The sequence below is a fragment of the Clostridium omnivorum genome (assembly GCF_026012015.1).
In the GTDB taxonomy this organism is placed as follows: Bacteria; Bacillota; Clostridia; order Clostridiales; family Clostridiaceae; genus Clostridium_AX; species Clostridium_AX omnivorum.
In genome coordinates this window covers 1,728,712-1,742,272 of sequence record NZ_BRXR01000001.1, presented here as the reverse complement: position 1 = coordinate 1,742,272, position 13,561 = coordinate 1,728,712, and the positions used below count along the sequence as shown (strand labels likewise).

Genomic DNA, 13,561 nt, shown 5'->3' with positions numbered 1-13,561 from the left:
AAAAGCAAAATAGAGCTTTATTCTATACTGTGCTTATAAAAATCTCTTTTATACTTATACATATTTTGGTCTGCAACCGTTAATAACTTACTATAGCTAACCCCATCTTCTGGGTAGGAGGCAAAGCCATAGCTAAAGCTGCAAGTAAGTTTATTTTCTTCAAACATTATTGGATTAATTCTAAAATTGCTTAATAAATCCTCAAACTTTCTAGTTAGGCTATCAATAGAAGTGTGGAAAAAAATAGCTATAAATTCATCGCCGCCTAGCCTTGCAAGAATGTCTGATGAAGCAGTAAGTTCACTGAGCTTACAAGAAAATGCCTTTAATAATTCATCACCAACTAAATGGCCGTAAGTGTCATTTGTTTTCTTTAAGCCATTTAAGTCAAACATCACTAATAAAAAGTTTTCATTTAAGCTTGCTGATTTTTTTAGTAATTCACTAAATAGCTGCTCAAAGTGTCTTACATTGTACAAATTGGTAAGCTTATCGTACCTTGCTTGATGAATTGTCTGTTCATATAACATATACTTGCTGATGGCTTTTCCAGCTTCCTGAGCGGTATATTCCAGCAGTTCTGTATCTGTATTATTAAAAATGTTGTTAATTGGACTATGCAGATTTAAAAAACCATATAACTTCTCGTCAATAATAATAGGAGAATTAATGAGGGAATTAATTTTATAGGTATGATTATTATCCAAGGGATAGGAATAATTTTCACTGTCCAGCTTTTGGACATCATTAATTATCATGGTTTTGTAGTTTGTAGCTTCTGTACCATATATACTGAAAGAATCTTCAAAATTCATAGTGAAGTTTTCTGCTTTCTTTGACTCCAGTCCCTTTTGTGAAGCAATTCTTAATTGTTTTTTTTCATCTAGTACAAAAATACACCCCGTAGTGGCGTTATCAATAGATATAAGAGCTTTTTCCAATATTAAATCAAGTAATTCATCTATATTGTCTATATGCATAAGGGCATGATTTATATCTAGCATGGAGTCCCTTAATTTAAGCAGTCTTGTAATCTTATTTTCGGATTTTTTACGTTCCGTAATATCAAGCATTACTCCTACTATGCCTTCTACAGCCCCATTGGAATCCAGTATAGCTGCTTTTAAAAAGCTTACATCATGATATAAGCCATCATTAAATTTAACTTGAGTTTCATAGTATTGCTTATCTTTTGCTTTAATTAACTCCAAGTCTGCAGTGTCGTAAATATCCGCCAGTTCTTTTGGGCTGATGTCGTAGACAGTATGATTAATAATGTTCTCTTTTTTTATACCTAAATATTCAGAAAAGGCATTATTGCATAGCTTATATACTCTATTAACATCTTTATAGAATACTGGACTAGGAATTGCATCTATAAGTTGAAAAAAAATAGTGTTATTATCATCAATATACATAGCCAAATAGTGCTCCTTTCCTATATGATTATAAAAGCAGATTAATTATTAGAGAAATTATAGCATAGAAATTAATAAAAATACATGTAAACATGTTACAGTAGTATTGACGGCACCAGTAAACTTAAAGGAGTAAAAATAGAAAGCGTTAGAACGAAAAATGCCTGAGAGAGGAGGCTTAGTTGAAGAAAAGAGTATACACCATACATTATGTGGTATATAATGATTGTATATTAATGTATGGAGGTTATCGTAATGAAAGTCTGTTGCTGTTGTTGTTTAACTAATTTAATATTATTAGATTTAAATAGCAACAAGTCTGCATATTTTTTGAGATAGCCCTATATTTAAGCTTAGGATTGTTTACTGCAGGTTTTTGCCTGCAGTTTTTATTTTTTGCTAAAAAGGAGGAATAGTATGAAGTTTTCAGTTTATAACACCATGTCAAGAAAAAAGGAAGAAATAGTACCTCTTAAGGAAGGGGAGATTAAGCTATATACCTGTGGGCTCACAGTTTACAATTATGCTCATATAGGTAACCTAAGAACCTATATATTTGAGGATGCTCTTAAAAAATCCATGGAGTATGTGGGCTTTAAGGTTAAACATGTTATGAATATAACGGATGTAGGTCATTTGGAGTCCGACTCCGATACAGGGGAAGACAAGATGTCTAAAGGTGCTATGAGAGAAAAGAAAACTGTATGGGAAATAGCAAGATTTTATGAAGAGGCCTTTTTAAAAGATTTCCAGCTGCTGAATATAGTAAGGCCCACAGTGGTTTGCAGAGCTACAGAGCATATCCAGGATATGATTAAGTTTATACAAATATTAGAGGAGAAGGGCTATACTTATATAGCTAATGGCAATGTATACTTCTCAATAGAAAAATATCCAGACTACACGAAGCTTGCAAATTTGAGTATAGATGAGCTTGAAGCAGGCAGCAGGGTAGAGGTAGATCCATTTAAGAAGAACCCTCTTGATTTCGTGCTTTGGTTTACAAACTCCAAGTTTACAAATCAGATTATGCAGTGGGAATCACCTTGGGGCAAGGGTTTTCCAGGATGGCACATTGAGTGCTCAGCTATGTCAACCAAATACCTTGGAGAAAGGATAGATATTCACTGCGGAGGGGTAGATCATATTCCAGTACACCATACAAATGAAATAGCTCAATCTGAAAGTGCTCTAGGACACAAGTGGGTAAATTACTGGATGCATGGAGAGTTTCTAGTAATGAACAATGAAAAAATGTCAAAATCCACAGGAGACTTTTTAACAGTTTCAAGGCTTGTGGAACAAGGTTACAGTCCATTAGATTATAGATATTTTTGCCTTCAGTCTAGGTACAGAAAGCAGCTTGTATTCAGCTTTGAAAGCCTTACAGAAGCTCAAAAATCATTAAAAAAATTAAAGAGCAGAATAAAAAATATTGCTGAGGGCCACCAAATAGATGAAACATTAGATAAGGGCAAGCTTCAAGTATACCGAGATAAATTCATAGCTCAAATAAGCGACGATTTGAATATACCAAATGCCTTTACGGTTTTATCAGAGGTTATAAAAGCTAAGGAGCTAAATAATACTGAAAAGCTATACTTAATAAAAGATTTTGATAAGGTGTTTTCCTTAAATCTTGCGGAAGAGGAAGCTTTAAATGAAAACAGTAATATTGATGAGCAGCATATTGAAAGCCTAATTCTGGAAAGAAACAAGGCTAGAGCTGAGAAGAATTGGGCAAGAGCAGATGAGATTAGAAATATGCTTTTAGAAAGCAATATTGAATTGGTTGATACTAAAGAAGGTACTACCTGGAAAGTTAAATAGGGGAGAGGCTGCATAAAAAAGTCCTCATTTCATAAGTGAGGACTTTAATGCAGCTTTCAAATACGTGTCTAAGAGTGATTATTTTTCATAAGCTTTTGCATTTCCAAGCAAGGTAACTTTAGTGCCATCAACAATTATTGCGCTGTGAGGCTCAGAAGTATATACCACTTTTCCTCTTTCACGAATATATCTTTCAATGCTTTCATTTTGCGATTCAGTATTTTTATAATGAACTTCAACTGCAAAATCCTCTATGCACTTTAACCCTCTCAAATAAACAAACTCTGGATAATCTTCATCAGGAGATAGAAAATAATCATAGCACTGCATTACTGCACCAGCACTCCAGCCCATTTTTATTCCTTGGTGCTGTTCAATGGTATTGACTAAATCCCAATTTGCCATTCTGTCCATGATTTTGTCTGGAAAGCCGCCTGTAAAAAAGATGATGTCACTTGAATTAATCTTTGCTTTAGCGCTGTCACTATTATCTTCAAAATAGTTAACCAAGGAAATATTATCATCATTAATTCCGTATGCATAAAAAGGAGCGGCTATACCTTTGTACTGGTCACCATCAATTTTATTATACCATTTTTCCCACTCCTCACTGTTTTTTATCCATTCTTCATGAAAGGCAAAGGGAATTATGCAAATTCTATATTCTGGTTTTATAATATCCTTCAATGTGTCATATGCCCAGGCTTCATGGAAGTCAAGCTTGTCCAGTAAAATATTCATTTTGATCCTCCCCGAAAAACATATTATACTTATTGTGCAGTATCAGATTTCAATAAGGAATACAATATCAAATCAACAACACCTTTACCCTTCCAAACATGCCCTTGCCGAATTATGCCTTCTTTAACAAAACCGTTTCTTTGTAATACATTTTGCGATTTAATATTTTCTGGCATGACAAAGGCTTGTATGCGGTTAATGCCGATATCATTAAAAAGGTAATCTGTCATTGCTTTAACAGTTTTTGTAGCAATTCCTTTACCCCAAAAGCTGTCATTCAGTCTGTAACCTATTGTTATCATATTTACATCCTGAGAGTAGTCAAATATTTCAGCTACACCTACAATATTGTTAGGGGTGCTATTCAAGCATATTCCAAGAAATATCTCTTTTCTTTTATGAAAATCTCTTTCAAAATGTCCTATCATATTGGCAACTGTATCTTTATTCTTCTTAAGCATTACAGGGGAGTATTGAAAAAGTTTTTCATTGCTATATATTTCAAAAAGATTGTCAAGGTCAGAAGCTACAATTTTTCTTAATGTTACTTCGTCCGTTACAATATGCGGGAATTGTTCATATGGATTTTTACTCAAATTTATCATGCCCCTCTCGTACTAAATATAATTATTGTCTTACTATGAAATGTTCAATATGATCAGAAAGGTTTAATATCTTTTCTTTTGCAAATTCAGGATAGAATTTTAAATCTTTAATCTTTGACAGCTCTACCCATGAAAATTCTAAAGTGTAGTTTTCGGTTTCTATTTGAGGCTTAAAAGTAAAAGTACCCTCTAAAGGTAGTTGAGTTTCATCGCACAGTTTAATCAAATAATATAAACATAACTGATGACAGTCACTTTTTCCCCATTTCCAAAAGTTCTCTTGTACCCAAAGCAATCTTTCAATAGAAATATCAGCTCTCATTTCTTCTTTATACTCTCTTATAAGAGATTCCTCACTTACTTCTCCAAAAGAGACATGTCCGCCTGGAAAGGAATAAGAAGTATCACCTAAAGCACGCTGGATTAGTACTTTACCGTCTCGAATTAATACTCCAGCAATTCTATAACTAAATAAACCGCTATTTGTTTTTAATAATAAATCTTCTTTTTTCATTATTTAGCCCCCTATTAATCCTATTAAAATTTCCTTCATATGAGATATGATGCAGTTTGTTTGAAAATACAGTTAAATATCAAGTTATCATTTTTAATCTAGTTCTATCCAATACCTTTGTGTAATTCTATTTCCTTCTGGTATTTCATTTTCCAGTTTAGCACCGTTATTAACCATAGTCTTGGCAGAAGCAATATTATCCTTGTCGCAGGTGATTAGAACCCTTTTAATATTAATTCGTTCACATTCTTTTAAGGCTAATCCTAGCATTTCAGTTGCATAACCCTTTTGTCTTTCTGATTTTCTAATGCTGTAGCCGATATTGCCCCCATAGTTTAATAGGAAATCATTTAATCTGTGTCTTATATCAATCATTCCAATTAAACGGCCATTCTCAATAGAAATTGCCATATATGTAGTTGATGGTACTAAGCCTTCTCTTACAGTCTCTTCTTTTGAATTATCACACAAGGCACTGTACCATTCTTCAAAGGTATCAGCGTTTTTCAGGCCTGCAGAACCATCTATGCTATCCCCATTTTCAATGAACTCTCTTTTATAATCCATGACTTCATCTTTATATTCAGGCGTTGGTAAAACCAATTTTAATCTGTTCATTTTATTCCTCCTAATTTATTAAAGTTGTAAATTTTATAATGTTTTATTAGTCTAGATAGTTTGAGTTTTCGAAATAGGTATCATTGCTGTAAATAAGGCCTATACCAATTAATCTTCCATCAATATCCTCAATAACGAATTCATAGCTGCCGTAATCTGTTTTATGTGGTGTTGAAACTACCTTAACGGCTTTAGAAACAAACTCTTCGTAAATTATATCAACTCCACCAACTGTATCCGTATCAATATAAGCATCATAGCCTGCACCATATCTCTCGGTATTTGATTGAATTTCTCCAGACTTTGCTTGTACAATTACAAATTCTATAGAGTCCCTGTAGACCGTTGCAAAGTTATCAATTTTATCATAATGTGCTGCAAACTTAAAGCCTAGTTTTTCGACATAGAAAGCTACGGTTTTTTTCACATCTTTAGATACGAAAACTGGACATGCATTAGTTAGTTTAACTTTGTTATTTTGCATTATATATCCCCCCTTAATGCTTGTATATTTTATTCTTAAATTTCATTTACTTCAGCCTTTTTATCCATGTAGTCTTGCTTTGTCATTAAATATGAAGGATGATATAATCCTGTTGGTGGGTAAAATTCATCGTGAGTGTATGTAAATCCAAGCTTTTTAAGCAACCTAGCAGAAGCTGTGTTTTTAGGATTATGTCCAGAAAAGAGTGCATCAACCTGAAGTGTATTAAAAGCGTAGTCTATCACAGCTAAGCAGGCTTCTTGTGCAAATCCTTTTCCCCAATACTTATCTTTTAAATGTATTCCCATTTCAAGAATATTCTTTTTGGAGTCATATGGGCGCAGGCCACAGCACCCTATATTCTCATGGGTCTCTATTAAATATATTGGCCAATATTGAATCTTAGCATTATTGTAAGTTTCAATTTCATTTTTAAGTCTTTGATGCACTTGTTCTTCTAACATTTTACCATCTGCAACGATAAATTTTGTTACTTCTGGATTACCCCAAAGTTCTAAAGCATCAAAGGTGTCATTTTCGTTCCATACTGAAAATCCCAATCTATCTGTAGTTAAAAAAAATTCTCTCATAATGTACTTCTCCTATGACTTTATAATAAATTAATGATGCGAGGGGCCTTCCTATTATTAAAATTTTTGAACCAGGATATTTGAAAAAACACTTGTCCTTTTCGTATAGTATATCGCATACCTCGCTTTTATAAGCAATCACACTATATGTTTCAATAATCCCAAATCCTGTTTTATTCTCTAGTTTTTCGAGTATCTTGAGGTAATATTCTATCATTTCCTCATCCGTCGGATTATCATTTACAATTCTTTTGATTCTGGCTTTTGGTTGTTCCTCATCTTTTAAAAAGGAGAGAGACATACTTTCATCTGTAGATAAAACTGGAATATTAACTTGGCTGCTAGCGACAATAGCCTTTTGAATCGCGTTTTCTTTTGCCGAATCGCTTTCTTCTGCTGTTTTCAATTCATTTAAAAACACAACTTCTAAATCTAATTCATTTAATAGCTCACAGAAAGATTTGAATTTCCCTAGGTTTTTAGTGGCTATACCAATTAATTTTTTGTTTGTTAAAGTACTCAGAAATATCTTTAATTTGTCTTTTCATACTACCGTATTTTCATCTCAAATAGGGCAAATTGTCCTCTGTCATCCAATTTAATTTTTCCAACCAATTCAAAACCTAAACTTTCATATAAATTACATAACTTCTTCTTATTTAACCCTGTATCTAATCTTAAATATTTAATGTTTCTTTTTTTACATTCTTCTATAGCAAACTCAACCATTTTTCGTGATAATCCTAAGCCTGAATATTTTCTTCTGACACATAACTTATGTATATATCCTGCTTCGTTATCTTTTGCTTTGGGCCAAAACAAAGTATCATTCCATTGCAATATCATACAGCAAGCATTATCATTTGAAACCTGTCCTATATAGAAGTTATCCTCATTAATACCAACCAATAACTTTTCTCTTGTAAGGTGCTCGTCCTTCCAAACATTTAACCCAACTGAACGCCCCCATTTTGTTACTTCTTTCATTATATTGATTGCAGCTTCAACTTCTCCCTTTAATACTTTAAAGTTATCTATCATACTGCATTACCCCCTGAATAATATATATTATCTGAAGTTTAACTAGTTAAAAATTAATTACCATTCCAATGATAGATTAGTTGTACAACGCCAGAAGAGAAGGTTCTGGTATTAACCATTTTTAAATTCATTCTCTGTTTTATATCAATAAACAATGGTTTTCCTTCTCCCAAAATAACTGGGTGAATAGATAATCTAAATTCATCAACAAGCCCTAAATTTATAAAAGTTGTAATGAGACTTGCTCCTCCATATAGCCAAATGTCTTTACCAGGTTTATTCTTTAATTTATTTACTTCATCAAGAATATTTTCATTTATAAAAATTGCATTATTATTAGCAGCTATTTGTGTTCGTGAAAACACATATTTCTCTTTACTATGTACCAAATTCCAAATTTCTTTTTCATTATCAGAAGCTTCATCTTGGGGAATATATTGTCCCCATAAATCGTAACTTTTTCTACCATATAAAATAGTGTCAATTTCATTCAAGAAATTAGTGAACCCCATATCAGGGTCCATAATGCACCAATCAACTTCTCCATTTTTCCCTTCAATAAAGCCATCTAAAGTAATTGCTAAATCTAAAATTATTTTTCTCTTTTTCACGTTATTTGGCATAACTCTTCCTCCTTCGTATTATTCTCGTAACATTGACTATTTCTCATAATAATGTGATGAAAAAAGGCTATTTCTCTTAAAGGCTGATTTTCTGATACTTCAAGTTCAAGTTTTAGCATGTTTTCCATCCATTTAGGGTCTGATTTGACACTATTGTTTTGTAAACCATAAAAAGTTCGAATGCCATAACATCTGTCAATTATCAGTTTACCTTTGGAGTATTCTTCAAGCATTTTATTGTCATACTCTTTTATAACACCAAAGTTCTGAGAGTTAATATCTCTATTTTTAAGTAGTGCCTCTGTTTCTTCAATATTATATTCGAAAACTGCTTTCTGCATTATTTTACCCATTCTATTATGTTTTACAATTGAAACAAATCCATTTGGCTTAAGTATCCTGCCAAATTCTTGTAGTAATTCAGATCGATTGTCCATATACTCAATTACATTATGGCAGATTATGCAATCATATTTATTGTCAGGCTCATGAATCAACCATTCAAAACTACCATTAATTTGTATATACTCATTATCATTATACCTATTCATTATCATTTCTTCATTTGGCTCTACTGCTACCACATTGTTATATTTGGCCAGATAATTTGCAGTTACACCAAAGCCGCTTCCAAAGTCTAGAATTAACTTATCTTCTAAATAACCAAGTTGATTCCATACGCAATGGTAAAATAATTTTCCCCAAGGTTTACTAATGTTATCATAATAGTTTTTTAAGTTAAGATCCATATTCCCTCCTAAAACATAGCATTGCCTTACTAATGTGACATTTTAAAAGAATAGGCTTACGATAAAAAATATGCATAATCGATGTATTCGCCAGCAAAATCTGAGATACTTTCATTTTTCCTTCTTTGATATATCTTAAATCCAACACTCTCATACATTCGTTGAGCAGGAATTAGTCCATCATTTGTGGTTACTATTATTTTTCTCACATCATTTTGAATAATTCTATTGACAGCTTCTTGAAGCTGTATTTTAGCATAACCATTACCTTTGTGTTTTGAGGCAATGCAATTGTGTCCAATTTCCGCATATTCAGGCATATTTCTCGGATCCCATAAAACAAATCCGATAGCTTCGTTGTTTAATGTTGTTATAAACCCACATTTATCTGCTATCTGTAAATTGTCAAAGAAAAAGTTGTCACAAGCTTTCCAATCAGAACTACAACGTTGTTCAAATTTGCAATCAAATGAATACGCATCTGTTAACAATTGAAATAGTATTCCCCTATTGAAGTCGCTCACTTTTTTAAATTTAATACTCATGTATTAATCCTCCCGATTGCTTACCTAATATAAATAATCTGTGGTTCGACTTAATTTACAAGTCCGTATTACTTTAATATATCAATTATACAACTTATGGTAATTAACTATCAATAAAAAAGCCTGTACTCATTATGAATACAGACTACTTAACTATTGTTTATATGGTTAAATGCTATCTCTTAATAATAATCTCAACTATCTATATGCATTTAAAATTCAATTATACTTTTCTTAAACTGATACTTCAAAGCTGTAGTTTAATAGCTTAAACCGGCAGCACTAAGTCCTCTCTTGTATTAACGTTATGAAGGATTTTAATGATGGAGAAATCCATTTGTCCTTATGGCAAATAACTTGTGTCATAATATCAAAAGCTGGTCCATTCCAATTAAGTTCTATTAACTGCTTGCTATCCAATTCATTAAGAACAGTAAACCGTGGAAGTAGTGTTATGCCAAAACCTAAAATAGTAAGCTGTTTAATTGTTTGAATATTGCTAGTTTCTAAGGTTATTTTAGATGCAACATTAGTATCTGATAAAATTTTTTCGAAAATATTTCTGAAGAAGCATCCTTGTCTGGTAAGTACCAGTGGATGCTTAGACAAATCCTCGGAACAAACACTGTCCTTCAGTAGTAAAGGGTGGTTAGGAGCAACTAATAACGATACTGGTTCTTCTTGACTGGATTTTATAACAAATTCAGAATGAGATATTGCCGAATCCAGTAATATTGCTACATCAATTTGGTTATCCCGCAATAATGATTGTAGTTCCCGTGAATTACCGGTTTTTAGAACAATTTCAACCTCTGGATAAAGTTCATTGTATTCTTTTAGGATTTTAGGAAGTTTGAATCCGCAAATAGATTCAACCACGCCAATAGAAAGTGTTCCTTTGATAATATCTGAATCAGAGGCAATGCCTTTAGCATTTTCCCAGAGATTGAGCAATTGTTTGGCATATAAAAGAAATTCTCTTCCTTCAGAGGTTAAGGATATTTTTTTGCCAATTCTCTCAAATAATTGAATACCTAATTCTTTTTCTAGTAACTGAATTTGAGAAGTAATGGCTGACTGTACATATCCTAGTAAATTTGCTGCTTGAGTAAAACTATTCAATCTTGCAACAGTTGTAAAGGTTACTAATTGTTTCATATCCATATTTTTCACCCTTTGTTATCGAAATTATTGATTATAATTGTACAAACTATTCACTAAACTAATTAATATGCTCATAATAACATAGCCTTAGAAAAAAATCCATGATCATAAGAACATTTATAAGGTCATGGATTTTATTAGATTTTCACTAATTTTATTGAAACAATTGTACAATGGAATGATTAAAAATTTAAGCTGTTACTTTTTTTAGAACTAATATGAAATAAGAACATCGTTAAACTTATGCAACAAGCGATTAGCATTATAAAAGGCCAAACTGCAGTTATACCAAATTTATTTATATATCCCCCCATGGAAAGTATGCCAATAGCTCTTCCTAGTGAGTAACAAATGAACATTAGGGAGGAGTAACGTCCTCTCATTTCTTCATTACTATTGTTTGCAAGATATACTCCAAAGTTTGTAGAATTTAGTATTTCTCCAATAGTCCAAAATATTGTAGACAATATGAAAAGAGGAAAATACTTAGATATACCTATCATTCCAAAACCAATAGCATATAAAGCACCTCCAAAAGTTATATTAATAAGAGAGGATTTTTTTCTCATTAAATAGGTTATTAAGGCTGTTAGTGAAACAACTGTAATTGCATTAATACTCATCAAGTAACCGAAAAATACGGGACCTTTACCATCGAATAAGCTATTTAGCATAAGTGGTAATGAAAAACTATTTTGTGCGTAGATAAAACTATACATTAAATATAAAAATAGAAAGAATGTGATTCTATAGTTTGTTTTTAACTCATGTATAAAGCCTGGCTTATTTTGGGTGTTAACTTTTAAATTTCTTTCTCCTTCATCTTTTATATTAAATACCACTAGACCCACTGCAACAAAAGAAGTAGCAGCATCGCAAATAAAAAACAATTTCAAATAATGATTAAACATAAACCCAGCTAAAAGTGTTCCAATGGATACACCTAAATTCACCCCTAAATACAAAAGGGATTGTCCAGTTTTTCTTTTATTTGGAGGTAAAAAGTCATATAACATTGTATTTACTGTTGGTTTAACAGAGGCGCTAAAGAAAGCCGATAGGAAAAGCAAAATAACGATCCATATTTTGTTACTTATTACGACACATGATAATATACATAACCCCGATAATGTTTGAGATAAAATATATGTGCTCTTTCGACTCCAATAATCAGAGATAATACCTCCCAGCATAGAACCTGGAATCTGCAGTAGAACTATGCAAGTTACCAGTATGCTAGCTGTTTTTGAATTGAATTGTAATTTATTAATTAGAAACATTGCTAAAAATGGGACAACAAAATCACCAAGTCTATTTATTAATTGAATCCAAAATAATATATATACGTTCTTTGGTAGTCCTTTGTAAAGTTTTATAAAATTAAACATTTGTATCTCCTCGATCATTATAAGCTATGGAGTATTAATACCCTAGGTTTTCTCCAATAACTAATACGGTTATATTGCTTTGCAGTGGCTTTCGTTTTATGACAGAATAAACCCTGCACCCCCTAGAACTATTATGGCAATCCATGCAAACTCCAGTTTTAACACAAGGATTATCCCAATTTAATTTTTTTATGTTTAATGGTGCAGCCGTAGTTTCATTTCTATTAAATGCATCTTCAATGTCACGGCATATTTTATTTACTCCAACAGCTACTATAACCTTTTGAGGACCAAAGGTCATTGCGCTAACCCGATTACCAACACAATCAATGTTTACCAATTCCCCACCCAATGTTATTGCATTGCTACTACAAAGGAACAAATCACAAGTAAGCTGCTGCCTTCTTATAGCTAGTTTTTCTTCTTTGGAAAGTGCAGGATTATTGTGATTTAGGACAATTGCCTTTTTATCTAATGCCTTTTTTTCAATTCCCATTTCAGAAATTGTTTCTGAACCGCCAAAACCGATTTTATCTCCTTCTTTGATGTAATCCATAATATATGAAGCTGCCTCCACTGAAGTTTCAAAATAAATTGCATCAAAGAAATTTTCTTTTAGAGACTCCACAACCAGTTCTCCCATTACTTTATCATGCCATTTTTTATTTTCCATTATTATTCCTCCCGATTATATGCATTTTTATTAACTTATTGTCATGTACTCCAAGTGATTTTAACAATAATATAGATATTTTTAATCTTTATATAATTAATTGCTCTCCTTTGCATATTCATGATATCATGGGGGATGGCATTAGTAAAATTGATAGTTTTGATTACATCATTCGAAAAAATTGATTGATGCGTAATTTGGTAACATAACATTTTCCTTCAGTGTAAAACTAGTTTATTCATTAATGGGGTACCTCAAGCAAAATGTGGGCTTACAACTTTTTAATTATATAGTCAGTATTTTTTATAGCATAAAAATAAAAAGGCAAGAATGCCTTTTTTAGTTGTTAAACAATATATTACAAAGTTGTATTAATATTAATTTCTATAAGAAAATTGTGTAGTAAAGAATATGCTAATCTCAATAATAAATTGGAATTTATCTCTTATTGTTTTTATCCTTTCTATTATTGTTACTAATACTAATAGTAACAATAGCACCTAAAATAGCGGCACCTATTGCAATCCAAAGAGCAATGTTCATTTGAAATCCTCCTCCCTAAATTACTATTTATTGAA

Annotated in this window: 16 protein-coding genes; 1 reads left to right on the top strand and 15 read right to left on the bottom strand. The window is 32.0% G+C overall.

Annotated features, from left to right (window positions below):
• Positions 1–17: 17 nt before the first annotated feature.
• The gene (locus bsdE14_RS08055; protein ID WP_264852244.1) at positions 18–1,418 is read right to left on the bottom strand and encodes a sensor domain-containing diguanylate cyclase; all 1,401 of its coding nucleotides are present in this window, start codon (positions 1,416–1,418) and stop codon (positions 18–20) included.
• A 417-nt stretch (positions 1,419–1,835) separates the two neighbouring features.
• Here bsdE14_RS08055 and cysS point away from each other — a divergent pair, with 417 nt between their 5' ends.
• Positions 1,836–3,248: a cysteine--tRNA ligase gene (cysS, locus tag bsdE14_RS08050; RefSeq protein ID WP_264849415.1), complete on the top strand. Its 1,413-nt coding sequence runs from the start codon at positions 1,836–1,838 to the stop codon at positions 3,246–3,248.
• 78 nt (positions 3,249–3,326) lie between these two features.
• Here the strand turns inward: cysS and bsdE14_RS08045 are convergent, their stop codons facing one another.
• The 14 genes from bsdE14_RS08045 to bsdE14_RS07980 all read right to left on the bottom strand — a co-directional run bounded on the left by bsdE14_RS08045 (position 3,327) and on the right by bsdE14_RS07980 (position 12,983).
• Positions 3,327–3,989, bottom strand: a complete 663-nt coding sequence (locus bsdE14_RS08045; protein WP_264849414.1) for a Type 1 glutamine amidotransferase-like domain-containing protein — start codon at positions 3,987–3,989, stop codon at positions 3,327–3,329.
• 29 nt (positions 3,990–4,018) lie between these two features.
• Entirely contained in the window at positions 4,019–4,594 is a 576-nt protein-coding gene (locus bsdE14_RS08040) for a GNAT family N-acetyltransferase (protein WP_264849413.1), read from the bottom strand.
• A 22-nt stretch (positions 4,595–4,616) separates the two neighbouring features.
• A complete protein-coding gene (locus tag bsdE14_RS08035; RefSeq protein ID WP_264849412.1) occupies positions 4,617–5,108 on the bottom strand; it encodes an NUDIX hydrolase in 492 nt (163 codons plus the stop codon).
• Between the two features lie 93 nt (positions 5,109–5,201).
• Positions 5,202–5,726 (bottom strand): GNAT family N-acetyltransferase, encoded by a 525-nt coding sequence (locus bsdE14_RS08030; RefSeq protein ID WP_264849411.1) that lies wholly within the window; start codon positions 5,724–5,726, stop codon positions 5,202–5,204.
• 46 nt (positions 5,727–5,772) lie between these two features.
• Entirely contained in the window at positions 5,773–6,210 is a 438-nt protein-coding gene (locus tag bsdE14_RS08025; RefSeq protein WP_264849410.1) for a VOC family protein, read from the bottom strand.
• 35 nt (positions 6,211–6,245) lie between these two features.
• A complete protein-coding gene (locus bsdE14_RS08020) occupies positions 6,246–6,800 on the bottom strand; it encodes a GNAT family N-acetyltransferase (protein ID WP_264849409.1) in 555 nt (184 codons plus the stop codon).
• Positions 6,772–7,290, bottom strand: a complete 519-nt coding sequence (locus bsdE14_RS08015; protein ID WP_264852243.1) for a non-canonical purine NTP pyrophosphatase — start codon at positions 7,288–7,290, stop codon at positions 6,772–6,774. Before bsdE14_RS08015 ends, bsdE14_RS08020 begins: the two co-directional genes overlap by 29 nt.
• 59 nt (positions 7,291–7,349) lie before the next feature.
• Entirely contained in the window at positions 7,350–7,841 is a 492-nt protein-coding gene (locus bsdE14_RS08010; RefSeq protein WP_264849408.1) for a GNAT family N-acetyltransferase, read from the bottom strand.
• A 53-nt stretch (positions 7,842–7,894) separates the two neighbouring features.
• The gene (locus tag bsdE14_RS08005; protein ID WP_264849407.1) at positions 7,895–8,464 is read right to left on the bottom strand and encodes a dihydrofolate reductase family protein; all 570 of its coding nucleotides are present in this window, start codon (positions 8,462–8,464) and stop codon (positions 7,895–7,897) included.
• Positions 8,449–9,213 (bottom strand): class I SAM-dependent methyltransferase, encoded by a 765-nt coding sequence (locus bsdE14_RS08000; RefSeq protein WP_264849406.1) that lies wholly within the window; start codon positions 9,211–9,213, stop codon positions 8,449–8,451. The genes bsdE14_RS08005 and bsdE14_RS08000 overlap by 16 nt, the downstream gene beginning before the upstream one ends.
• A gap of 56 nt (positions 9,214–9,269) precedes the next feature.
• The gene (locus bsdE14_RS07995; RefSeq protein WP_264849405.1) at positions 9,270–9,737 is read right to left on the bottom strand and encodes a GNAT family N-acetyltransferase; all 468 of its coding nucleotides are present in this window, start codon (positions 9,735–9,737) and stop codon (positions 9,270–9,272) included.
• Between the two features lie 303 nt (positions 9,738–10,040).
• Complete coding sequence (locus bsdE14_RS07990; RefSeq protein ID WP_264849404.1) at positions 10,041–10,922, bottom strand: LysR family transcriptional regulator; 882 nt, start codon at positions 10,920–10,922, stop codon at positions 10,041–10,043.
• Positions 10,923–11,104: 182 nt separating this feature from the next.
• Positions 11,105–12,310: an MFS transporter gene (locus tag bsdE14_RS07985; RefSeq protein WP_264849403.1), complete on the bottom strand. Its 1,206-nt coding sequence runs from the start codon at positions 12,308–12,310 to the stop codon at positions 11,105–11,107.
• 34 nt (positions 12,311–12,344) lie between these two features.
• Complete coding sequence (locus bsdE14_RS07980; RefSeq protein ID WP_264849402.1) at positions 12,345–12,983, bottom strand: lactate utilization protein; 639 nt, start codon at positions 12,981–12,983, stop codon at positions 12,345–12,347.
• Between the last annotated feature and the right edge of the window lie 578 nt (positions 12,984–13,561).